19 protein-coding genes, 1 pseudogene and 1 riboswitch are annotated in these 21,790 nt (G+C 72.3%); of the genes and pseudogenes, 12 read left to right on the top strand and 8 right to left on the bottom strand.

Features of this window, described 5'->3' with window-relative positions; all coding sequences use genetic code 11:
* Positions 1–505: pseudogene (locus tag Ade02nite_RS34210) on the bottom strand (hypothetical protein); the annotation flags it as partial.
* Positions 506–651: 146 nt separating this feature from the next.
* On the opposite strand from Ade02nite_RS34210, the gene mptB reads away from it, so the two are divergent.
* From mptB to Ade02nite_RS34195, 3 genes are read left to right on the top strand one after another with little or no spacing between them, the layout of a single operon-like run.
* Entirely contained in the window at positions 652–2,196 is a 1,545-nt protein-coding gene (mptB, locus tag Ade02nite_RS34205) for a polyprenol phosphomannose-dependent alpha 1,6 mannosyltransferase MptB (RefSeq protein ID WP_203772884.1), read from the top strand.
* Positions 2,120–3,283: a glycosyltransferase 87 family protein gene (locus Ade02nite_RS34200; RefSeq protein WP_203772882.1), complete on the top strand. Its 1,164-nt coding sequence runs from the start codon at positions 2,120–2,122 to the stop codon at positions 3,281–3,283. The genes mptB and Ade02nite_RS34200 overlap by 77 nt, the downstream gene beginning before the upstream one ends.
* A gap of 9 nt (positions 3,284–3,292) precedes the next feature.
* The gene (locus Ade02nite_RS34195; RefSeq protein WP_203772880.1) at positions 3,293–5,395 is read left to right on the top strand and encodes an esterase-like activity of phytase family protein; all 2,103 of its coding nucleotides are present in this window, start codon (positions 3,293–3,295) and stop codon (positions 5,393–5,395) included.
* A gap of 59 nt (positions 5,396–5,454) precedes the next feature.
* On the opposite strand, the gene Ade02nite_RS34190 is transcribed toward Ade02nite_RS34195, so the two are convergent.
* A complete protein-coding gene (locus Ade02nite_RS34190) occupies positions 5,455–5,868 on the bottom strand; it encodes a DUF6210 family protein (RefSeq protein ID WP_203772877.1) in 414 nt (137 codons plus the stop codon).
* A gap of 84 nt (positions 5,869–5,952) precedes the next feature.
* Here Ade02nite_RS34190 and Ade02nite_RS34185 point away from each other — a divergent pair, with 84 nt between their 5' ends.
* From Ade02nite_RS34185 to Ade02nite_RS34165, 5 genes are all read left to right on the top strand, one after another.
* Positions 5,953–6,402 (top strand): MSMEG_6728 family protein, encoded by a 450-nt coding sequence (locus Ade02nite_RS34185; RefSeq protein WP_203772875.1) that lies wholly within the window; start codon positions 5,953–5,955, stop codon positions 6,400–6,402.
* Positions 6,403–6,406: 4 nt separating this feature from the next.
* Positions 6,407–6,883 (top strand): phosphoribosyltransferase, encoded by a 477-nt coding sequence (locus Ade02nite_RS34180; RefSeq protein WP_203772873.1) that lies wholly within the window; start codon positions 6,407–6,409, stop codon positions 6,881–6,883.
* Positions 6,884–6,917: 34 nt separating this feature from the next.
* Positions 6,918–9,962 (top strand): AfsR/SARP family transcriptional regulator, encoded by a 3,045-nt coding sequence (locus Ade02nite_RS34175; protein WP_203772871.1) that lies wholly within the window; start codon positions 6,918–6,920, stop codon positions 9,960–9,962.
* Position 9,963: 1 nt separating this feature from the next.
* On the top strand, positions 9,964–10,509 hold the full coding sequence (locus tag Ade02nite_RS34170) for a TetR/AcrR family transcriptional regulator (RefSeq protein WP_203772869.1): 546 nt from the start codon (positions 9,964–9,966) through the stop codon (positions 10,507–10,509).
* An 86-nt stretch (positions 10,510–10,595) separates the two neighbouring features.
* Positions 10,596–11,309 carry a DUF6073 family protein gene (locus Ade02nite_RS34165; RefSeq protein ID WP_203772867.1) on the top strand — a complete coding sequence of 238 codons (714 nt, stop codon included), beginning with the start codon at positions 10,596–10,598 and terminating at the stop codon, positions 11,307–11,309.
* Positions 11,310–11,315: 6 nt separating this feature from the next.
* Here Ade02nite_RS34165 and Ade02nite_RS34160 read toward each other — a convergent pair whose 3' ends face one another.
* Entirely contained in the window at positions 11,316–12,101 is a 786-nt protein-coding gene (locus Ade02nite_RS34160) for a maleylpyruvate isomerase family mycothiol-dependent enzyme (protein WP_203772865.1), read from the bottom strand.
* Positions 12,102–12,154: 53 nt separating this feature from the next.
* On the opposite strand from Ade02nite_RS34160, the gene Ade02nite_RS34155 reads away from it, so the two are divergent.
* A complete protein-coding gene (locus tag Ade02nite_RS34155; protein WP_203772863.1) occupies positions 12,155–12,658 on the top strand; it encodes a DUF402 domain-containing protein in 504 nt (167 codons plus the stop codon).
* Here the strand turns inward: Ade02nite_RS34155 and Ade02nite_RS34150 are convergent.
* Together Ade02nite_RS34150 and glnA are read right to left on the bottom strand one after the other, a co-directional pair.
* The gene (locus Ade02nite_RS34150) at positions 12,651–13,538 is read right to left on the bottom strand and encodes a phosphotransferase family protein (protein WP_275409967.1); all 888 of its coding nucleotides are present in this window, start codon (positions 13,536–13,538) and stop codon (positions 12,651–12,653) included. The genes Ade02nite_RS34155 and Ade02nite_RS34150 overlap by 8 nt on opposite strands.
* A gap of 119 nt (positions 13,539–13,657) precedes the next feature.
* Positions 13,658–15,082: a type I glutamate--ammonia ligase gene (gene glnA, locus Ade02nite_RS34145; RefSeq protein WP_203772858.1), complete on the bottom strand. Its 1,425-nt coding sequence runs from the start codon at positions 15,080–15,082 to the stop codon at positions 13,658–13,660.
* Positions 15,083–15,299: 217 nt separating this feature from the next.
* On the opposite strand from glnA, the gene Ade02nite_RS34140 reads away from it, so the two are divergent.
* A complete protein-coding gene (locus Ade02nite_RS34140; RefSeq protein ID WP_203772855.1) occupies positions 15,300–15,680 on the top strand; it encodes an RDD family protein in 381 nt (126 codons plus the stop codon).
* A 24-nt stretch (positions 15,681–15,704) separates the two neighbouring features.
* Here Ade02nite_RS34140 and Ade02nite_RS34135 read toward each other — a convergent pair whose 3' ends face one another.
* Positions 15,705–16,397 carry a DUF4191 domain-containing protein gene (locus tag Ade02nite_RS34135; protein WP_203772852.1) on the bottom strand — a complete coding sequence of 231 codons (693 nt, stop codon included), beginning with the start codon at positions 16,395–16,397 and terminating at the stop codon, positions 15,705–15,707.
* A 166-nt stretch (positions 16,398–16,563) separates the two neighbouring features.
* On the opposite strand from Ade02nite_RS34135, the gene Ade02nite_RS34130 reads away from it, so the two are divergent.
* On the top strand, positions 16,564–16,731 hold the full coding sequence (locus Ade02nite_RS34130) for a hypothetical protein (protein ID WP_203772850.1): 168 nt from the start codon (positions 16,564–16,566) through the stop codon (positions 16,729–16,731).
* Between the two features lie 45 nt (positions 16,732–16,776).
* The gene (locus Ade02nite_RS50430) at positions 16,777–19,791 is read left to right on the top strand and encodes a helix-turn-helix transcriptional regulator (protein WP_275409966.1); all 3,015 of its coding nucleotides are present in this window, start codon (positions 16,777–16,779) and stop codon (positions 19,789–19,791) included.
* 66 nt (positions 19,792–19,857) lie between these two features.
* Here Ade02nite_RS50430 and Ade02nite_RS34120 read toward each other — a convergent pair whose 3' ends face one another.
* On the bottom strand, positions 19,858–20,172 hold the full coding sequence (locus tag Ade02nite_RS34120; RefSeq protein WP_203772846.1) for a DMT family transporter: 315 nt from the start codon (positions 20,170–20,172) through the stop codon (positions 19,858–19,860).
* Between the two features lie 14 nt (positions 20,173–20,186).
* Positions 20,187–20,254, bottom strand: a riboswitch (guanidine-III (ykkC-III) riboswitch).
* A gap of 603 nt (positions 20,255–20,857) precedes the next feature.
* On the bottom strand, positions 20,858–21,790 hold a 933-nt coding region (locus Ade02nite_RS34115; protein ID WP_203772843.1), incomplete at its 5' end, for a hypothetical protein.

Raw genomic sequence — 21,790 nt, 5'->3', positions numbered from 1 at the left:
CCTCGTCGGTTCGCCGTGGGCCGCCGGTTCTCGCCCGGCCGTGGGTCCCGAGGAGGCCGGCTGCCGCCAGCGCCACTCCGGCGAGGCCCAGGAACAGGCCCGCCACGGGGCTGGTCGCGCCGGCCAGCAGGGCGGGCACCACGGCGAGCCACGAACGCCGTCGCCGCATGACGAGAACCAAGGCGGCGAGTCCGAAAAATACCCCTAATCCGTACGTGACGCGGCCGCTGACCAGATTGCCGGCGATGCAGGCGACGCCGACCAGGGCGCCCAGCCACGGTCGCGGGGCGGCGGTGGCGCGCAGCAGCACGGCGAACAGCACTGCGGCGCCGACGAGAGACAAGACACCGGTGACCCGGACGCCGAGGAGGGCCATCACAGGCTGCGAGACCAGGCTGTAGCCGAGTTGGTTCACACCCGCGTACCAGCGAAGGTCCATCGGGGTGTAGCCGTGCGCGGCGAAGAACTCGGCGCGCGCCACCTGGGCGGCCAGGTCGGAACCCATGGGCGGCAGCAGCAGATAGACCACGCCGAGCACCGCCGCGACAACGGCGGTGACCCACTCCAGCCGGTGCCGAGCCCACACGGGAGCGACCCTACCCGTCGAGCCGAAGCCCCGAGGTTGCAGCGTGTCACGGTAGGGTGCTCGCCATGCCCCGCCCCAGAGTCGTCCGATATGTGGGCCTGGCAGGAAGTCTGCTGCTCGCGGTGGCCGCCTGGCTCGGCGGCGCGAGCAGCCCGTGGGAGCCCACAGTGACGCCGCGCACGATCTTCGCCGGCGAGAACGGCGTCGTGCTGCCGCTCGCCTGGCTGCTCGGCACGCTCCTGCTCATCGGCGCGTGGCTGGCCGGGATGCGCGCCCCGCCGACGGCCCGGTGGGCGTACGTCACCGCGGGTCTGTGGGTGGTCCCGCTGCTGCCGTTCCTTCCGCTGGGCAGCTACGACGCTTATTCGTACGCCTGCCAGGGCTGGCAGCAGGCCGCGGGGCTGGATCCGTACTCGGGCGGGGTGGCGGAGCTCGGCTGCCCCTGGGCGGAGGCCGTGGCGCCGACGTGGTTGTCGTCGCCGGCGCCGTACGGGCCGGTCTTTCTGCTCCTCGCGGCGCTGGCGGCCAAGGTGGGCGGCTCGCTGACCGGGGTGCTGGCGGCGTTGCGGGTCATCGCGGTGCTCGGTGTGGGGCTGATCGCGGTCTGCCTGCCGGCGCTGGCCCGGCGGTCGGGAGTGCCGGTGGGGCGGGCGGTCTGGGTGGCGCTGGCGTGCCCGTTGATTCCGATTCATCTGGTCTCGGGGGCGCACAACGATGCCGTGATGGCCGGGTTCGTGGTGGCGGGGGTGGGGCTTGCGCTGAGCCGCCGGTATGTCTGGGCGGCGGGGGTTCTGCTCGGGCTGGCGATCGGGGTGAAGGCTACTGCCGTGGTGGTGGTGCCGTTCGCTTTTTGGGTGGCGCTTCGGTCGCCGGGCGGGTTGTCCACAGGGCGTTGGTTGTCCACAGGGGGTCGGCGCGGGGACGCGGTTTCCTGTCAGACTGGAGCAGGTGGGGGCCCCCCAGGGAGGGCGGGCTCTGTGCATGGGGGCTCTGTGCGTGAGGGCTCTTCGGGTGCGCGCTCTTTGCGCGTCGCCATCGAGTTGGCCGCCGGGGTCCTCGCGGCCCTGGCAGCAGCCTCCCTCCTGTCCGGCCGAGGCTTCGGCTGGATCACCGGCCTGACCGGCAGCGGCGTCTCCGTCCAGTGGACCTCCCCGCCCACCGCGATCGGCATGACCGTCGGCCTCTTCGGCCCCGACGCCGTCCCCGTCACCCGCGTCCTCGGCATCGTCGCCCTGGCGTTCGTCCTCGTCTTCCTCTGGCTCCGGGCCCGCACCCGCGACCCCCTGCTCTTCACCGGCTACGCCCTCGCCGCGACCGTCCTTCTTTCCCCGGTCTTCCATCCCTGGTACGCCACCTGGGCGCTCCCGATCCTCGCCGCCACCCTGCACCGGCACCTGAGGTGGCTGGTGGCCCCCTGCGCCGTCGCCGCCGCCCTCTGCCTGCCCGACGGCTACAACCTGGCGCTCGCCGTGAAGTCCCAGGGCGCGATCCTCATGACGGCCTTCGTAATCTATTTAGCGTGGAAAGCACTGCATGAAGCGAAAAATCGGACTCGTAACCGCGCTGGCGCTGATCACGCTGTTCATCGTCTACCTGGCCGAGACGCGTAACGAGTACTTCGACTCGAAGGTCTACTACGGGGCGATCCAGTACTGGTTCCGCGGCGACGGCGGCATGGTCTACGACTGGCTGCGCCCCGGCACCCCGTACGGCTTCACCTATCCGCCTTTCGCCGGGCTGGTGATGGCGCCCATGGCGTTCCTGCCGTTCGGCGCCGTGGTGGTGATCGCCGTGGTCGCGACGGTGCTGACCACCGCGCTGCTCACCTGGTGGTTCGCCGGCCCGCTGATCAAGCGCAAGGGCTGGACCGTCTGGTTCGCGTTCGCGATCGCCGTCTGCCTGGCGATCGCGTTCGAGCCGGTCCGCGAGACGATCACCTTCGGCCAGGTGAACACGCTGCTGCTCACCCTCGTCGCCGGCGACCTGCTGCTCGGGCTCCGGCGCGGGCGCAAGTGGGCCGGCGCCGGCATCGGCCTCGCCACCGCGATCAAGCTGACGCCGGGCGTCTTCATCCTCTACCTGCTGATCACCCGGCGCTGGCGGGCCGCGATCACCGCCTCCGGCACCGCGGCGGGAGTCACGCTGGTCGCGGGCCTGGTCTTCCCGGACGAGTCGCGGGAGTTCTGGACCTCCGCGCTGTGGGACACCAACCGGGTCGGCGTGCTGTCGTTCCTGTCCAACCAGTCCGAGCGCGGCTTCCTGGCCCGGCTCCCCATCGACCAGGTGGAGTCGAAGGTCTGGCTCGTCTGCGTCCTGGCGACCCTGGTCTTCTGGGCCTACCGGGTCCGCAGCGAGCCGGACGACATCATGGGCGGGCTGGCCCTGACCGGCGTGCTCGGCTGCCTGATCAGCCCGGTGACCTGGATCCACCACTGCGTGTGGCTGCTGCCGGCGATCGTCCGCTGCGTCGACGTGGGCCTGTCCGGTCCGGACCGGCGGCCGCTGTGGCTGGGCGGCGCCGCGTACCTCGTGATGACCTCGCGGATCACCTGGCTGTGGGAGAAGCGGCCGCGGCCGCCGCTCGAGCTCATCGGCGGCAACTTCTATGTCTGGTTCAGCCTGGCCCTGCTGATCTGGACACCCATCGGCACCCGCCGTTCGTCTCCCGTGTACGAGGAAGACAAGATCGTCACGTAGTCAGAGCGCATGTCCAAACGCCGTACCACCTCGGCGATCGCCCTCGCGGCTCTCGTCGGAGCCGGCATCGCCACGCCGGCCAGCGCGCACCACGAAGACCCGGAGTTCCAGCGCCTCGCCACCTTCCCGGCATACCTGAACTCGTCGATCGACGACACGGCCGCCGCCGAGATCTCCACGGTGACGCAGGACGGCCGTACGGTCGTCTACACCGACAGCCCGGGCAAGCGCCTCGGCTTCGTCGACATCACGGACCCGCGCAGCCCGAAGCCGAAGGGCACCCTCGCGGTCGGCGGTGAGCCCACCTCGGTGGCGCACCTCGGCCACCTGCTGCTGGCCGCCGTGAACACGCGGCAGAGCTTCACCGACCCGTCCGGCAAGCTCGTCGTGATCGACGACCGGACCCGCAAGGTGGTACGCGAGATCGACCTCGGCGGCCAGCCCGACTCGGTCGCCGTGGCGCCGAGCGGCCGCTACGTCGCCGTCGCGATCGAGAACGAGCGGGACGAGGACGTCAACGACGGCCGGCTCCCGCAGCTGCCGGCCGGTTACCTGTCGGTGATCGACACCAGGACGTGGAAGGCCGGCCGGGTCGATCTCGCCGGGATCGACCCCGAGCCCGAGTACGTCAGCATCAACTCCCGCGACGAGGCCGTGCTCTCGCTCCAGGAGAACAACCAGATCGCGATCGTCTCGCTCGCCTCGAAGCGGGTCGTCCGCCAGTTCGGCGCCGGTCAGGTCACCGTCACCGGGGTGGACACGAAGGACGACGACGACATCACGCTCGACGGCACGATCACCGCGAAGCGCGAGCCCGACGGTGTCGCCTGGATCTCCGACGACTACTTCGCCTCGGCGAACGAGGGCGACTACGAGGGCGGCAGCCGCGGCTGGACGATCTTCTCGCGGGACGGCAGGGTCGTCTGGGACGCCGGCAACTCGCTCGAGCACATCGCCGTCGAGCACGGCCTCTACCCGGACAAGCGCTCCGACGCCAAGGGCATCGAGCCCGAGAACGTCGCTTTCGCGAGGATCGGCGGTACGCCGTACGTCTTCGTGAATGCCGAACGTGGCAACTTCACCGCCGTGTACGACGTGTCGAACCCGCGCCGCCCGAGGTTCCAGCAGCTGCTGCCGACCACGAACGGCCCCGAGGGCGTCGTGGCGGTGCCGTCGCGCGGCCTGGTGATCGTCTCCAGCGAGGAGGAGATCCCGGACGCGAACATCCGCGGCTCGGTGACCATCTTCGGCCTCGGCACGGGCGGGTTCCCGTCGATCGTCAGCGAGGACGAGATCCCGTTCGGCACGCTGTCGGGTCTGTCCGGGGTGCCCGGCACGCGTGACAAGCTCGTGTCGGTGACCGATTCCGCGTACACCCCGACCCGGATCCTGACCGTGGACACCGGCGAGCGGCCGGCCACCATCACCCGTCAGCTCACGGTGACCAAGGACGGCAAGCCGATCGGGTACGACGCCGAGGGCATCGTCGCGCGCCGGACCGGCGGCTACTGGCTGGGCGTCGAGGGCTCCGCGTCCACGCCGAACCTGCTGGTGCGCCTGGACGCGAGGGGCGCCGTCCAGCAGGAGATCCCGCTGCCCGCCGACATCGCCGCCGCGGTGACCACGAACGGCTTCGAGGGCGTCGCCGAGTCCGGCGGAGCGGTCTGGGTGGCCGTCCAGCGCCCGCTCAAGACCGACCCCGCGAACGTCGCCCGGATCGGCCGCTACGACCTCGCCAAGGGCACCTGGTCGTGGCTCGCCTACCCGCTCGACGCCGCCCCCGTGGGCTGGACCGGCCTCTCCGAGCTCGTCGCCGTCGACGGCAACACGTTCGCCGTGATCGAGCGCGACAACCAGCGCGGCCCCCAGGCCTCGATCAAGAAGGTCTCCACGTTCGACGTCCCCGCCACGTGGACCGGCGTCCCGACGGTGCGCAAGAAGCTCGTCAAGGACCTGCTGCCGGCCCTGAGGGCCGGCAACGGCTGGGTGCAGGACAAGGTCGAGGGCCTCGCCATCGCCGGCGACGGCCAGGCCTACGCCGTCACCGACAACGACGCCCTCGACGACGCCACCGGCGAGACGGTCTTCCTCCGGCTCGGCCGCCTCTTCTGAGCCTCGCCGACGCGAACGGCGGCCACGCCCGCGTGGCCGCCGTCCGTCTCTGCGGCCGCTCAGTCGGAGTTGGGCCAGATCAGGATGGCCGGGCCGTCCGGGGTCTGCACCGGGATCCACGCCTCGTCGACCTCCGCCAGGCGGGACTCGTCGAGGGTCAGGGGCTTGGGCTCCTCGCTGCGGCCGTCGTCGGAGGTCCAGTAGGAGATCTCGGTGATCACGCGGCGGAGGTGGTCGAGCTCGTCGTCGGGCCAGCGGTAGTTCCAGGTGCCGACGCTGTCGAGGTGGACCTCGAAGATCTCGCGGAGCTGGTCGAGGGCGGCGAAGGCGGCCAGGGGCACGAGATAGCCCTCCTGGCGGCCCTGACGGCACGCCGTGCCGCCGTACTGGTGGTGGTAGGTGACGCCGGTGGGGGCCGGCACGACGACGCAGAGGCCGGCCAAGCCGTCGGGGTCCAGGGCTACGTGCCTCACCGGTGAGGCACCAGGTCGCGGATCACCGGAGGATTGTCTTGGTTGATCGGTTGGTTGCGCCACCCCGGCGGGAAGAATCGGGGGATGCAGACATTCCTGCCGTACCCGGACTTCGTCGCCTCCGCCCAGGTGCTCGATCAGAAGAGGCTGGGCAAGCAGCGGGTCGAGGCCATCCAGGTGCTGCGGGGCCTGATCGTCGAGGGGTACGGGTGGCGGCACCACCCCGCGGTCAAGATGTGGCGCGGCTACGAGGAGGGGCTGGTGCGCTACGGCCTCGACATGTGCGCCGTCTGGATCGCCACGGGACGCGCCGACACGTGCGCGGCCACCCTGGTCGCCGACTCGGCGGTCGAGCATCCCATCCGTACGCAGAAGGAGCTCGAAGCGTCGGGGGGACTGCCGCCGTGGCTCGGCGACCTGGCCGTGCACCGCAGCCACCAGTCCGCGCTGCTGCGCAAGGATCCCGCCTTCTACCGGCCGATCTTCGGCCCGGACGTCCCGGATGATCTTCCTTATGTGTGGCCGGTAGGTTGATCCGGTGACTGAGCGCGAGACCTTGACCTGGGACGACTTCGGGCGGGCGGGGCGCGCCCTCGCCCAGCGGATCGCCGACGACGGCTGGCGTCCCGACCTCATCCTCGGGGTGGCGCGGGGCGGCCTGTTCGCGGCCGGCTCGATCAGCTACGCGCTGGAGGTGAAGAACCTGCACGTGGTCAACGTCGAGTTCTACACCGGCGTCGACGAGCGCCTCGCCACGCCGGTCATGCTGGGACCGGAGCCGAGCGTCGCGGACATGAGCGGCGCCGGCATCCTCGTCGTCGACGACGTCGCCGACACGGGCGAGACCATCAAGCTGGTACGGGACTTCTGCGCCGGGCACGCCGCCGAGGTGCGCACCGCCGTCATCTACGAGAAGCCGCACTCGATCGTCCAGTGCGAGTACGTCTGGTCCCGCACCGACAAGTGGATCAACTTCCCGTGGTCGAGCGAGCCCCCGGTGACCAGCGCCGCCTGATACCCCGTTTGCCACAGCGGGCACAATCGTACGGGTGGAGATCGCGCTGCTCGGCCCGCTGGAGCTGCGCACCGGCGGCGGCCACATCGTGCCGGTCGCGGGCGCCCGGCTGCGCGCCCTTCTCCTGCTGCTCGCCCTCGACGCCGGCCGGGTGGTGTCCGCCGACCGGCTCGTCGACGGCATCTGGGCCGACGATCCGCCGGCCGCGGCGGGCAACGCGCTGCAGGCCCTCGTGTCGCGGCTGCGCCGGGCCGGTCTCACCGTCGAGGCGGTGCCGGGCGGCTATCGGCTGGCCCTCGACCCGGACGCGGTGGACGCCCACCGGTTCACCCGGCTCGCGCCCGTCGACCCCGAGGCCGCTCTGCGGTTGTGGCGCGGCGAGCTCGACTTCCCCGACGTGGCGCGGCCGGAGGCCGTACGACTCGCCGAACTGCGCAAAGCCGCGACCGTGCGGCGGCTCGAAGCCGGGATCGGCCGAGGCGACGTCGTGCCCGAGCTGGAGGCCCTGGTGGCGGCGCACCCGCTGGACGAGCGGCTCGCCGGGCTGCTCATGCGGGCGCTGCGCGCGGACGGCAACCCGGGGCGGGCGCTGGAGGTCTTCGAGCACACCCGCCGCGCGCTCGCCGGCACGCTCGGGGCCGATCCGTCCGCCGAGCTGGCCGGGCTGCACCTCGAGCTGCTCCGCGACGAGCCGGCGCCCGCGCGCGGCAACCTGCCCGCCGAGCTGAGCAGCTTCGTCGGGCGTACCGCCGAGACCCGCGCGATCCGCGAGCTGATCTCGGCGCACCGGCTGGTCACGCTGCTCGGGCCGGGTGGCAGCGGCAAGACGCGGCTGTCGGTCGAGGTGGGCGCCGGGCTGCCGGGCGAGGTGTGGCGGGTGGAGCTGGCGCCGGTCACCGACCCCGCCGAGGTGCCGCAGGCGGTGCTCAACACGCTGACCCGGCGCGGTCAGGCGGTGATCGACGTGCCGGGACGGGTGCCGCTCGGCGAGACGCTCGACCGGCTGCTGGCCGCGGTGGCCGGCCGCGACCTGCTGATCATCCTGGACAACTGCGAGCATCTGATCGCCGCCGCGGCGCAGGTGGCCGACGCGCTGCTGCGGGCCGCGCCCGGCGTCCGGCTGCTCACCACGAGCCGCGAGCCGCTCGGCATTCCCGGCGAGCGGCTCTGCCCGGTCGAGCCGCTGGCTCTCCCGCCGGTGGGTGCGGACGCTGCCACCGCCTCCACGTTCCCTTCCGTACGCCTGCTGCTCGACCGCGCCGCGGGTTTCGCGCTCACCGAGGAGAACGTCGAGGCGGTCGTACGGATCTGCCGCGCGCTCGACGGCATGCCGCTCGCGATCGAGCTGGGCGCCGCGCGCCTGCGCAGCCTGCCCGCCGCCGTGCTCGCCGACCGCCTCGCCGACCGGTTCCGCCTGCTCACCGGCGGCAGCCGCACCGCGCTGCCCCGCCACCAGACGCTGCGCGCCGTGGTCGACTGGAGCTGGGACCTGCTCGGCGAGCCGGAGCGGCGGCTGTGGCGACGGTTCGCGCTGTTCGCCGGTGGCGCCGACGCGACCGCCGCCGAGCGGGTCTGCGGCGCCGGCCTGGACGTGCTGGGCGCGCTCGCCGACAAGTCCCTGCTCGTGCTGGGCGCGGACGGCCGCTACCGCATGCTGGAGACGATCCGGGAGTACGGCCTGGAGCGGCTGGCCGAGGCGGGCGAGTCCGAGTCGCAGCGGCTGGCCGTCGCCGGCTGGCTGATCGAGCTCGCCGGCGAGGCCGACCCGGGGCTGCGCACGGCCGACCAGCTCAGGTGGCTGCGCCGGCTCGCCGTCGAGCACGACAACCTGCACGCCGCCGTCCGCACGGCGATCGACGCCGGCGACACGCCGACAGCGGCCACGCTCGTCGCCCGGCTCGGCTGGTACTGGTGGCTGAGCGGCCACCGGATGGAGGGCGCGGTGCTCGCCGCCGACGTCTCGGCGATGCCGCCTGGCGGCGCGGACCTCGACGATCTCGCGCTGGTCCACACGTACGCGGCCATCAACGGCCTGGAGGGCGCGCTGCCGGTCGACCGGGTCAACGAGGAGTTCCGCCTGGCCCGCGACACCGGCGCGGCCAGCCGCGCGCCGCACCCCGCGCTGCGCCTGCTCGGCCCGATGAGCGCGATGTTCGACGACCGCACCAACCCGGCCCGCGGCTTCGAGCTGACCGAGGCCCTCTTCGACGACCCCGACCCGTGGCTGCGCGCGGTCGCCAAGATGATGGTGTCGCAGCTGCGGCTCAACTTCGGGCAGAGCGCCGAGGTCGCCGAGGCCGAGATGCGCGAGGCCCTGGCCGGGTTCCGCGCCATCGGCGAGCGCTGGGGCATCGGCTTCTCGCTGAGCACCCTGGGCGACATGGTCGCGTCGCGCGGCGACTTCGCTCAGGCGGTGCGCTGGCAGCGGGAGGCGATCGCCCTGGTGCGCGAGGTCGGCGTACGCGAGGATCTGCCCCAGATGGAGGTCAAGCTGGCCCATCAGCTGTGGCTGGCCGGCGAGACCGACGAGGCCCGCACGACCCTCAAGAAGGCGCGGGCGAGCGCGGCCGACATGAACCTGCCCGAGGTGAAGGCGTCGGTCGCGTACGGCAGCGCCACGTTCGCCCGCATGGAAGGCGACCTGGAGGAGGCCCGCCGCAGCATGCGGGACGCCGTCCGGATGATGCAGCACCCGGCCGCCGTGCCCCAGTTCCGGGCGATCACCCTGAGCACCCAGGCCCTGATCGACGCGGCCTCCGGCGACCTGGCCGCGGCGAGGCACGGACACCGCGAGGCGCTGCGGTCCGCCGTGGACTCCCACGACTCCCCGGTGATCGCCGTCGTCCTGGTGGGCGTCGCCGACCTGGCGCTGCGCGAGGGCGCGTACGAGAGAGCGGCCTTCCTGCTGGGAGCGGCCGATGCCGTACGAGGCTCCCGCGACCGCGCGGTCCCCGACGTCGACCGGATCACGGCCGAGGCCCGGGCCGCCCTGGGCGACGAGGGCTTCGACGAGGCGTACCACCGAGCCGCCGACGTGACAGCGGCAACCGCCGGCGAAGCATCCGGCCTGGAGGTCTGACGTGATCGAGAAGGATGCCGTCGTCCGGGCGCTCACGCCCCTCATCGGCGAGTACGAGACCCTGACGATGGAGCGGATCGCCCAGGCCGCGGGCCTCAGCGAGGCCGAGCTGCTGACGGTCTTCCCCGACAAGGAGGCGGTCTTCGAGACCTGGGTGACCATGGCGACGGCCCACCTCAGCGCCACGATGGACCCCACCGAGGAGGTACGCCGGCTGCGCGCGATCCCCGTCGACCAGCCGCTCGCGTCCCGCCTCCTCCAGGCGATCGGCATCCTCGGCACCTACCACGAGCGCGTCCGCGCCGACCTCGCATCCTTCCCGCGCGGCGGCACCCCCGGCACATCGTGGGACGGCCCCATCGGCAGCCAGGCCGAGACCAAGGAAGCCGTCGCCCGCCTGCTGCGCCCGGACTCGCAACACCTGTGCCTGCCCGCCGACGACCTCGCGGAGATCTTCCTCAACGTGTCGCAGGTGTGCACCCGGGTGCGGCCGTTGCCGGCCGAGCCGGTCGTCGACTTCTTCCTGCGCGGCGCGTTGCGGCCCTGACCGAGCAAGCGGCGAGAAGTCCCGGCACCGGCCCGGTGAGTAGCGTCAATGCTCCCAATGCGGGCAGGTCGAACGGGGAGGCAATCGTGACCCAGCCGTACGATATGGGTAAACAGCTCGGCGATTTTCTGCGCGGCGTTCTCAGCCAAGCCGCCCCGGGCCCGGGTGGCCCCGGATCGTCGGGGTGGGGCCGGCGCATCGACGTCAGCAAGCTGCCGTCGCTCTACGCGCCCCAGGAGGTGCGCCGGTTCACCGCGCCGCCGGGCGGCATCGACAATCTCGCGCTCAGTTCGCACGACGTCTTCTGGATGCCGGATCGCGGGGAGTTCCAGGTGGATTTCGACGGCTACTTCCAAGTCGCGCGCGACAACCCGACGACTCGGGAATGGGCCACCGCGGACGTGTACGTCAACCTCACGGACCTGCGCCTCAAGGGGCACGACGACACCCTCGGCCCGATCAACGTACGGATCAATTCCGACGTCGTCTCGGCGGGCCAGACCTTCGCCGCGGGAACGCCCGAGGAAGCCTCCAAGTGCCGCATCGCGACGTCGGTGACGTTCGAGGCGCCGGACACCGGCGTGACGCTGTTCAACCGCGAGCCGGTGCTGCTCATGAACGACGCGATCGAGTCGATCCCACCCGTGGAGGATCCCAACGGCAAGGCGTTCATCTATCGCCTGCCGCTCTACGACAGGGCTCAGCCGGACGGGCCTCCGATGGCGTATCTGACCGAGCTGCGATACACCGTCGGCAACTACCTCACCTTCGACCAGGCCGAGGAGATCCGCGCCGGGTAGCGGCCGTCAGTCGGCGACGTGCGCGGTGTTGCCGAGCCAGTGCTGGGCGAGGCCGGCGTCGCCGTCGACGCTGATGGCGCGGTCCGTGAGCGGAAGCCGCCGGGTCAAGGCCAGCAGCAGCGCCGATGCCGGGCCGGTCACGGTGACATCGGCCCGCCGGGTTCCGGGCTGCCACGTCGCCCCGCCGGCCCGGCGCTCGACGAGCCAGGCGTCCTCGGTGTCGGTGGCCAGCCATTGCAGGGTCTGCCCGGTGCCCCGGACGGCACGAGCGGACCCGGGCCGCCGCATCGCCCACGTGGGCGAGGTGAGCATCGCGAAGTGATTACTGATCAGCGCGGCGGCGACGCCCGGTTCGACGTCAACGGGCCGGCCCGCCGCGCCGGCCGCGTCCGCGCCGTGCACGACGGCCTCGTTGAGCATGCTGGACATCCAGAACCGCGCCCCCGGCCGTTCGTCCCCCGCGGCGTTGAACACCGGCGCGTCGAGCGCGTCATCGGAGAACGCTTCCACGACCCGCCGCGCGGCGCCGGCCAGCCATGCCTGCCACTCGCGGGGATCGCCGGGGACGACGGCCATCTCGGTGGGCAGCCGCGCCGGGTCGGTGATCCGCCGCTCGACGATCTCCGCTACCCAGTGCTGTGTCTGCCCCACATGCGCCACCAGGTCGGCAACGGTCCACTCAGGAGCCGTCGGCACGGCCGCTGCCGCCCCCGCTGCCGCGGCCGACTCCGCCAGTCGTTCGGTGTGGTCAAGGATCGCTTGTCGCGCCTGGTCCGCGTTCAACTCGGTCATGTCCGAATCGACTCGGCGTGCCGGCCGAACTCATCGGTGGCTACCGTGTCGCCATGAACGTCGATGTGGTGTTGAACAAGTACGGCGGCACCCTCCACCGGCGCATCACGATGCGGCGTCTCGGCGAGGACGAGCACGGCACGTGGCTCGGCGCCCCAGCCGGCACGATGGTGCACTCGGGCGCCGGGCGACACTTCGCCACCGCCTGCGCCACCGTACGGCTCGTGCCCATCGACCAGTGGTGGACCGCCATCTTCTTCGCCGAGCCGAACACCTGGGACGTCTACTGCGACATCACCACACCGGCGCGCTGGCCGGCCCCGGACGTGGTCACCATGGTCGACCTGGACCTCGACCTCCAGCGGACCCGCGACGGCGGCCGCGCGGACCTCCTCGACGAGGACGAGTTCGAGACGAACAGAACGGCGTACGGCTACCCCGCCGACGTCGTGGCCGGCGCCCGAAGCGCCGTGCAGCGCCTCACCGCCGCGCTGACCAGTGGCGCCGAGCCGTTCGGCACCGCCTGCCGGCGATGGTTGCGCTCGCCGCTCACCTGAGCAGCGCCTCGAGCTGCGGAAGCCGGCCGACCATGTCGGGCAGGCCGCGCACCCCGTTGCGCACGGCCTCGTGCGACAGCGCCAGCTCAGGCCCGCTGCCGGCTTCCGTCCCGGCCAGGCAGCGGAGAAGGTTCCACCTCGTGTGCCCCAGCCAGCCACCGATCATGTACGCGAACCAGCTCGGCCCCGGCGGCGGCAGCACACCGCCTCCCGCGACGTAGCCGTTGAGCAGCGAACGGAAGACGACCGGCTCGATGTCGTCGAACCCGGGCCCCTTGGCGAGGCTCAGCGCGGTCGAGCCCAGCTCACCGGACAGGTCGAGCAGCCCCGACAGCTCCCAGTCGAGCAGCACCGGCCGCCCGTCCCGAGCGAGCAGGTTCCACGGCTGAACGTCCCGGTGGGTCAGCACGACGGGCCCCGGCCGCTCACAGGCGGCGACGAAGTCGGCGATGGCCAGGAACGTCCCGACCTGGGAGGTGAGCTCACCGGCCCACGGCTGCCCGGTGGCACGCGCACGCTCGGCGAGCTCGGCCCAGTCCCGCGCCACCGGCTCCTCGTCCGGCCCGCCGCCCCACACGACGTCGAGCGCGTGGAGGCGGGCAAGAATCTCCCCGATCTCGTACGCGTACGCCGCCGGCACGGCAGCCTCGGGCACCCGGGCGCCCTCCACCCACCGGTGTACGACCGTGCCCCGGTCCACCGAGATCGGCTCCGGCATCGGAATCCCCGCCGCGAAGGCCGCCCGCTCGAACCGAAACACATCCTCGGCCCGGTACGGCCGCCGGCGATCGAGAAGGTTCAGCTCCTTGACCGCGAACGACCCGCGTGCGGTGTCAAGCCGATACATCCGATTGGCAAACCCACCAGGCACACGAACCATCGGCCCGACCGGCGCGCCGAGATGTGCAAGCTCCACCCACGCAATCTAGACGCAGGCGTACGCGAAACGGCGGCCACGCCGGCCGAGAGCCGATCGTGACCGCCGTTCGGTAGAGCAGGTCAGACGTTGTAGTACATCTCGAACTCGTGGGGGGTCGGGCGGAGGCGCACCGGGTCGATCTCGTTGGTGCGCTTCCAGTCGATCCAGGTGGAGATCAGGTCGTCGGTGAAGACGCCGCCGGCCGTGAGGAACTCGTGGTCGTTCTCGAGGCTGTTGAGCACCGCGTCGAGGGAGCCCGGGACCTGCTTGACGGTGCCCCACTCCTCCGGCGGCAGGTCGTACAGGTCCTTGTCGATCGGGGCCGGGGGCTCGATCTTGTTCTTGATGCCGTCGAGGCCGGCCATCATCTGGGCCGAGAACGACAGGTACGGGTTGGACGACGGGTCCGGCACGCGGAACTCGACGCGCTTCGCCTTCGGGTTGCTTCCGGTCACCGGGATGCGGGTGCAGGCGGAGCGGTTGCGCTGCGAGTAGACCAGGTTGACCGGGGCCTCGAAGCCGGGCACGAGGCGCCGGTACGAGTTGACGGTCGGGTTGGTGAACGCGAGCAGCGACGGCGCGTGGTGCAGCAGGCCGCCGATGTACCAGCGGGCCGTGTCGGACAGGCCCGCGTAGCCGGTCTCGTCGTAGAACAGCGGCTCGCCGTTCAGCCACAGGCTCTGGTGGGTGTGCATGCCCGAGCCGTTGTCGCCGAAGAGCGGCTTCGGCATGAACGTCGCGGTCTTGCCGTGCTCCCAGGCGGTGTTCTTGATGATGTACTTGAACATCTGCATCTGGTCGCCGGCGTGCAGCAGGGTCGAGAACTTGTAGTTGATCTCGGCCTGGCCGGCGGTGCCGACCTCGTGGTGCGAGCGCTCGACGGTGAAGCCGACGTCGATCAGGCGGCGGACCATGGCGTCGCGCAGGTCGGAGTAGTGGTCGACCGGGGCCACGGGGAAGTAGCCGCCCTTGTACGCGGTCTTGTAGCCGCGGTTGCCGCCCTCCTCCTCCTTGCCGGAGTTCCAGGCGCCCTCGATCGAGTCGATGTAGTAGAACGCCTCGTTGGCGGCGGTGGAGTGGCGGATCGAGTCGAAGATGTAGAACTCCGCCTCGGCGCCGAAGTACGCGGTGTCGGCGATGCCGCTGGAGGCCAGGTAGGTCTCGGCCTTCTTCGCCACGTTGCGCGGGTCACGCGAGTAGGGCTCGCGGGTGAACGGGTCGTGGATGAAGAAGTTCAGCGCCAGCGTCTTCTGGATGCGGAACGGGTCGATGAAGGCCGTGGTGACGTCCGGCAGCAGCATCATGTCGGACTCGTGGATGGCCTGGAACCCGCGGATCGAGGATCCGTCGAAGGCGAGGCCGTCGGTCACGACGCTGTCGTCGAACGACTCGACCGGCATGTTGAAGTGCTGCATCACGCCGGGCAGGTCACAGAACCGTACGTCGACGAATTTGACGTCCTCGTCCTTGAGGTATCGCAGGAGTTCCTCGGGATTGGCGAACAACACGTCCTCCTGGCGCGAAATTTCGATACCGGGGCGGCGTGGTCCGCCGCATGGCTAGTGTGGTCGCGACGCTATGGGGTGGGAGTTGCCCAGGCGTATCCCAAATGTTTCTGCCGTGTTACGAAGGCTGTGCGCGAACCGCGATCAAGGCGAGGCTATCGCGTGACGGCCGAGGCGTGTGCCGGGTCACCGAAACCTTCCCGCGTACGCTGAGCGCATGAACGCCGACGCGATCGATCTCGACAAGGCGCAGATGGCGACGTTCGGCCGCCGGGTGGTCGCCCTGGTGATCGACTGGGCGCTGGCCGGCCTGGTCGCGAGCCTGCTCGTCGACGACCTGCGCGCCAACCCGTGGCCGCAGCTCGGCGTCTTCGTCCTGGTGCACGCGTTCTTCGTCGGCCTCTTCGGACAGACGCTCGGCATGACGCTGGCCAAGATCCGCATCGTCTCGGTCGCGGACGGCGGGGCGATCGGGCTGCTCCGGGGCCTGATCCGCGGCGTGCTGCTCGGCCTCTTCATCCCCGCGCTGATCAACGACGGCGACGGCCGGGGCCTGCACGACCGCGCCGCCAAGTCCGTGGTGCTGCGGCGGCCCTGAGCCGCCGTCCGCTGTGGATCGCCGTCAGCGGGGGCGCTGCTGGCGGAACGCGCCCTTGCTGGGCCGCATGTTCTTGGGGATGGCGCCCTTGGGCATCTGCGGGCGGGCCATCAGCGCGCCGAGTCGCTTGTCGAGCGAGTTGACGTCCTTACCGGTCAGATTTCGCGGCATGCGCATCAGCGTGGTGCGCAGCTTCTTGATCGGGAGCTCGCCCTCGCCGTTGCCGATGACGTAGTCGTACAGCGGGGCGTTGCCGATGACCTTGGAGAGGCGCTTCTTCTCCTGGCCGAGCAGGCCGCGCACGCGCTGGGGCTGACCCTCGGCCAGCAGGATCACGCCCGGCTTGCCGATCACGATGTGCACCATGTCGAACTGGGTCGTCGACGAGGCGGCGGGGCGCACCCGCCAGTCGCCGCGCATGTTCTCGACCAGGGAGGCGGCGGCGCCGGGCTGGCCCTCGGCCGCGTTCATCATCGCGGCGTTGGAGCGCAGGTTGAGCACGATCACGGCGGCCAGCAGGGTCACCATGATGCCGATCGGGATATAGATCCACCCCGCGCCCAGGAGCACGAGCAGCACCGTCAGCGCGACCGGGATGGCCACGGCCGCGACGAGCAGCGGGACGAACCACCGGTCCTGCTTCGCCGTGAACGAGAACACCTGGCCGATCTGCTTCAGGCGCTCGCCGAACGACACCTTCTCCTGGGGTTTTGCCATAACCCGGAAGTGTAGTGGGATGCGTACGTCTTACGTGGGGAGGGCGGTCTTACCTCTCCCCGGCCCCGGTCGAGGGGTGTAAATAAGGCTCGCGCCCCATGCCCCGGGGGTGCCTTCGGGCGAAGAGTTCTCGGTGTCAGCTTCTCCCGGACGACCGGAGGCACCGATGTTCCCCTACTCCGACCCGCACATCCAGCTCGATCTGCACCACCAGCGCGTCGCCGAGCTGATCGACCGGGCGTCGGCCCGGCGCCTCGCCCACTCGGCGTCCCCGCCCCGTGAGCGCTCGGGGCGGTGGCCCCGGCTCCGCCGCCGGGCCGCGGCCGTGGCCTGATCTCGGGGGCGGAAGTTGTCGTACCCCCGTGGCATGCTCGACCTCATGACAGCGCAGGCACACAGCGAGGTCCTGGTCGGGCGCGAGTCCGACCTGGCCGCGCTGCGCGACGCGCTCAAGCGCACCCGCTCCGCCGAGCCGTCGACCGTGCTGGTCGGCGGCGAGGCCGGGGTGGGCAAGACCCGCCTGGTCGAGGAGTTCCGTCGCGGCCTCGCCGGCGAGCCGGTGCGGGTCCTCACCGGGCAGTGCCTCGAGCTGGGTGAGGAGGGCCTGCCGTTCGCGCCGTTCGCCGGCGCGGTCCGCGACCTGCTGCGCGCCGAGGGCACGGGGGTGCTCGACGGGCAGCAGCGCGAGCTCGCCCTGCTGCTGCCCGAGCTGGGCCCGCCGCCGCAGCAGCAGCGCGGCCTGCTCTTCGAGGCCGTCGCCGCGCTGCTCGGCCGGCTCAGCGCCGAGCAGCCACTCGTGCTGATCATCGAGGACCTGCACTGGGCCGACCGCTCCACCCGCGACCTGATCGGCTTCCTCGTGCGCGCGGCCCGGCTGCCGCAGCTGCTGCTCATCGCCACCTACCGCACCGACGAGCTGCACCGCGGCCACCCGCTGCGGCCGTTCCTCGGCGAGCTCGACCGGGTCCGCGGCGTCCAGCGCCACGAGCTCGACCGGCTCGACCGCGACGGCACCGCCGAGATGCTGGCCCACCTGCTCGGCGCCGAGCCCGACCCGGCGGTCGTCGACACGGTCAACGACCGCGCCCAGGGCATCCCGTTCTTCATCGAGCAGTTCGCCGGCTCGGCCGACCCGGCGTGCGGCGACATTCCGGCGACCCTGCGCGACCTGCTGCTTTCCCGCGTCGACCAGCTGCCCGAGCCCGCACAGCGGGTGCTGCGCGTGGCCGCCGTGGGCGGCACCCAGTTCGGTCACGAGCTGCTGACCCGCGTCGCCGGCATGGAGGAGGCCGACCTCGAGGCGGCCCTGCGCGCGGCGGTGGCCGCCCAGCTGGTGGTCGTGCTCGACGACGGCGGCTACGAGTTCCGCCACGCCCTGGTGCGCGAGGCCGTCCACGACGACCTGCTGCCGGGCGAGCACGGCCGGCTGCACGCGCGATACGCCCGGGCCGTCGAGGCCGAGCCCCACCTGGTCGGCATCGGCCGGGCCGCCGCCGAGATCGCCCACCACTGGCACGCGGCCCGCGACCATCCGCGCGCCCTGGTCACCGCCAAGGTCGCGGCCGACGAGGCGGGGCGCCGTTACGCGTGGGGCGAGCAGGCGCGCCTGCTCGACCGCGTCCTCGAGCTCTGGGAGGACGTGCCCGACGCCGCGGCCCAGCTCGGCATCGACCACCTCGACCTGCTCGAGGAGGCGGCGCTGGTGGCCCTCGACGCGGGCGACCACATGCGCGCCCTCAGCCTCACCCGCGCCGCGCTCGGCGACCTCGACGCCGAGGCCGAGCCGCTGCGCGCCGGCCGCCTGCTGGTCCGCCGCGCCAAGCTGCTGCGCTCCGCCGGCAAGGCCGACGGGCGGGCCGAGTGCGAGGAGGCCTTCCGGCTGCTGCTCGGCGCCCCGCGCGGCACCGACCGGGTGCGGCTGCTGGCCGACCTCGCCCACGTGCTCGCCGGCATCGACCGCGACCGCGCCGCCGAGGTGGCCGACGCCGCGATGGCCGACGCGGCCGAGCTCGGTGACCTCCGTGCCGTGGTCATGGCCGAGATGGCGTACGGCTTGGCCTGCGCCGGCCGCATCCCGCCCGACGAGGCCCTGCCCACGATCCGCGCCGCCGTCGAGCGCGCTCGCGAGGCCGGCGACCTGCCGAGCCTCACCCGCGGCCTGGTCAACCTCTCCGACCAGCTGTACGAGACGGGCGCCTACGAAGAGTCGGTCGCGGCCGCCGCCGAGGGCCTCCAGGACGCCGACCGCGCCGGGGTGAGCCGCACCAACGGCACCTTCCTGCGCGCCAACTACGCCGAGGCCCTGATCGCCCTGGGCCGCTGGGACGAGGCCGACGCCCGCCTCGCCGAGGCCGCCCGCCTGTGCCCGCCCAACGCCCTGGCGCTCCACTGGATGCGCCTGCGCGCCCACATCCGACTGGCCCGCGGCCGCGACGACGCCGAGGCCCTGGTCACCCGGGTGCTGAGCTTCCTGACCCGGCCCTTCCTGCTCAACGAGGTCCGCCTCGCCGTCCACGAGCTGCGCCTCGCGGCCGCCCTGGCCTCCGGCGACCCCGAGGCCGCCGCCGAAGCCGCCCGCTCCTCCCTGGCCGAGCCGGCCACCAAGGCCACCCCGCGCTACACCTGGCCCATCCTGTCCCTGGCCGCCCGAGCCGCCCACCAGGCCGACGACAAGGCCCTGGCCCAGGCCATCCGCGCCAGGGCGGCCGCGCTGCCCCGGCGCTTCCCCGCCGAACGAGCCCACGCGGCCCAGACAGAGGCCCACCTCGAGGGCGGCGAGCCCGCCTGGCAGGCCGCCGTCGACGCCTGGCGCACCGACGGCCACCAGTACGAGCTGGCCACAGCCCTCCTGTCCCTGGCCGAGTCCCAGGCCGCCGCCCACGCCCACACCGCCCACGCCCACGCCGCCCACGCCCACGCCGCCCACGCCCACACCGATGCCCGTGTTGCCGATGCGCGCCTCGCTCACGCCCAGGCCGCCACCGCCCACGCCGCCCACGCCCACGCCGCCACCGCCGCCACCGCCCACGCCGCCACCGCCCACGCCGGCGTCGATCGCGCCGCCATCGCCTCGACGCTTGCCGAAGCGATCGCGATCGCCGAGTCCCTGGGCGCCACCCCGCTGATCGAGGCAGCCGACACCTTGGCCCGCCGCCTCGGCCTCCGCGCCGCCGCCACTCCCGCCACCCCGGGCACCGAGCTCCTGACCGCCCGCGAGCGCGAGGTGCTGCGCCTCGTGGCCGAGGGCCACAGCAACAGCCGGATAGCCACGACCCTCTACATCTCGCCCAAGACAGCGAGCGTCCACGTGTCCCGCATCATCGCCAAGCTGGAGGTGACAAACAGAGTCGAGGCCGCGGCCGTGGCCCACCGCCTGGGCCTCCTCGACGGCTAGACCCACCGCCCGCCCACGGCGTGAGCAAGTCCGAGAGCGTGAGCACCTTCGGGCGCCTGTCGTGGGTCAGTGGAAGACCTTGAGGCCGATGATGCCGGCGATCACCAGGAGGAGCGAGATCAGGCGGGGGAGGCCGGCGCTCTCGCCCAGGGCGAAGATGCCGACCAGCGCGGTGAGCACGGCGCCGATTCCTACCCAGACGGCGTAGCCGGTGCCCACCGGGATGGTGCGGAGGGCGTAGCCCAGGCCGGCCATGCTGAGGGCGAGGCCGACGCCGAAGACGACGCTGGGGATGGGACGGCTGAAGCCGGCGCTGCGGTCGAGGGCGATGGCCCAGACGGCTTCGAGCATGCCGGAGATGACGAGAACGAGCCAGGCCATGGCGAGCACCCTCTTCGGTGGTCGTCTTGTCAGGCCGGGTACGACACACACTCGTCCGGGATGTCCGCGAAAGCGGCATCGGCGACAAGCATGGCAACACCGGCGCGGGGCCGGCAACTACCTGTAGGACAGGTCACCACGAACCGTAGGCGGGGCGCGGGGATTTCCGGGCGGGAGCGAAGATTTGGACGGGCGCGGCGGTATGTAGGCGGGTGCGCTGGGGACGGCGCGGCGACCTGTAGGCCCCCGGCGTCTGTGGGCAGGGTGCGGCGATTTGTCGCCGGTGCCGCGTAACGGCCCGGTGCCGCGTAACGGCCCGGCGCCGCGTAACGGCCCGGCGCCACGTAACGGCCTGGCTATGCGTGACCGCTGGGCGCCGCGCGATTGCTGGGCGTTGCGCGATTTGCCGGGCGCTGCGTGACGGCGGGACGCCGCGTGCCGGCGGGGCTCCGCGTGACGGCCGGGTGTGGGGCCGCGCGTGACGGCCGGGTGTGGGGCCGCGCGTGACGGCCGGGTGTGGGGCCGCGCGTGACGGCCGGGTGTCGGGCCGCGCGTGACGGCCGGGCGCTGGGCCCCGTATGACGGCCGGGCGCGGTCCGCGCGCGACGGCTGGGCTCGGGTGACGGTCTGGTCGCGCGTGACGGCCCGGCGGCCGCGTAGCGGTGGGTGGGCGGGGCTAAGGGGGTCAGGGTTCGTCGCGGAGGGTTCGGAGGACGCGTACCAGTAGGAAGCCGCCGCCGACCATCAGCAGGAGGCCGAAGGCGATGGCCAGGATGCTTCCCGTGCTCAGGCCGGAGTCGGACATGGCGGTGGTGTCGGTGGCGGTGGGGGCCGGGGTTGCCGGGTACCAATCCGACGTGTCGGAAAGGTCGGCTGTGGTGGAAGCCGCAGGAGTGGATGCGGGGCCGCCGGCGCCGGAGCCGCCGCTGGGTGATCCGCCGGGTGACGCGCCGGTGGGGGAGGAAGCCGCGGAGGGCGCGGCCGGCGAGGTGGTGGGGGCGGGGACGGCCGCGCAGGTGGTCGGCTGGCGCCACGTGCCGGTGTAGGTGGTGAAGGTGCTCGTCCGGACGGTGAGTGTCGACGGGGAACGGGCGGTGACCTTCTTCGAGGTGCCGGGTGCCAGGCGCAGCAGCCGGTCGCCGGTGAGGAAGACGGCGTCGGTGCCGGCGCGGTCGCTGTTGGCCAGGGTTGCCGTGAAGGAGCCGTCGCAGCTGTTGTCGAAGGTGACGGTGGGGGCCGGCGAACAATCCTTACTGCCGCCGCGGTACGAGTCGAGCGTGTCGCCGGGGGCGTTGCTGCCTTCGTACGCCAAGGTGGTGCCCTTGATCGTCTCGACCTGGGTGTAGCAGCCGGGGACGGCGACCTTGAGCGACAGGCTGCGCTTCGCGGCGGTGATCGAGCCTCGGTCGGTGGAGAAGACGAACGGGCGGGCGTTCGACGTGGGGGCGCCGGCGGTGTAGGACGCGAGGGCGAAGGTCTGGCTCTGGCCGGAGCAGAGGGGTGTCGTCGCGGTGATGGTCGCGGTGCCCGCTTCCCCGTCGAGGGTGTGGCTGTACGTGGCGGCGGCGGCCGACACACAAGCGGCGGCGGCATGCGCGGGCACGGCCACCGCGGGTGC

It is taken from the genome of Paractinoplanes deccanensis (assembly GCF_016862115.1).
GTDB lineage: Bacteria > Actinomycetota > Actinomycetes > Mycobacteriales > Micromonosporaceae > Actinoplanes > Actinoplanes deccanensis.
Note: the sequence above shows the minus strand (reverse complement) of the source record. Positions and strands in the feature narration are given on the sequence as shown.

Coding starts and splice junctions, on each gene's coding strand:
- Ade02nite_RS34120 (WP_203772846.1), bottom strand. CDS start 20,172: ATGGCCTGGCTCGTTCTCGTCATCTCCGGCATGCTCGAAGCCGTCTGG.
- Ade02nite_RS34130 (WP_203772850.1), top strand. CDS start 16,564: ATGTTCCCCTACTCCGACCCGCACATCCAGCTCGATCTGCACCACCAG.
- Ade02nite_RS34160 (WP_203772865.1), bottom strand. CDS start 12,101: ATGACCGAGTTGAACGCGGACCAGGCGCGACAAGCGATCCTTGACCAC.
- Ade02nite_RS34150 (WP_275409967.1), bottom strand. CDS start 13,538: ATGGTTCGTGTGCCTGGTGGGTTTGCCAATCGGATGTATCGGCTTGAC.
- Ade02nite_RS34185 (WP_203772875.1), top strand. CDS start 5,953: ATGCAGACATTCCTGCCGTACCCGGACTTCGTCGCCTCCGCCCAGGTG.
- Ade02nite_RS34155 (WP_203772863.1), top strand. CDS start 12,155: ATGAACGTCGATGTGGTGTTGAACAAGTACGGCGGCACCCTCCACCGG.
- Ade02nite_RS34195 (WP_203772880.1), top strand. CDS start 3,293: ATGTCCAAACGCCGTACCACCTCGGCGATCGCCCTCGCGGCTCTCGTC.
- Ade02nite_RS34135 (WP_203772852.1), bottom strand. CDS start 16,397: ATGGCAAAACCCCAGGAGAAGGTGTCGTTCGGCGAGCGCCTGAAGCAG.
- mptB (WP_203772884.1), top strand. CDS start 652: ATGCCCCGCCCCAGAGTCGTCCGATATGTGGGCCTGGCAGGAAGTCTG.
- Ade02nite_RS50430 (WP_275409966.1), top strand. CDS start 16,777: ATGACAGCGCAGGCACACAGCGAGGTCCTGGTCGGGCGCGAGTCCGAC.
- Ade02nite_RS34200 (WP_203772882.1), top strand. CDS start 2,120: ATGAAGCGAAAAATCGGACTCGTAACCGCGCTGGCGCTGATCACGCTG.
- Ade02nite_RS34140 (WP_203772855.1), top strand. CDS start 15,300: ATGAACGCCGACGCGATCGATCTCGACAAGGCGCAGATGGCGACGTTC.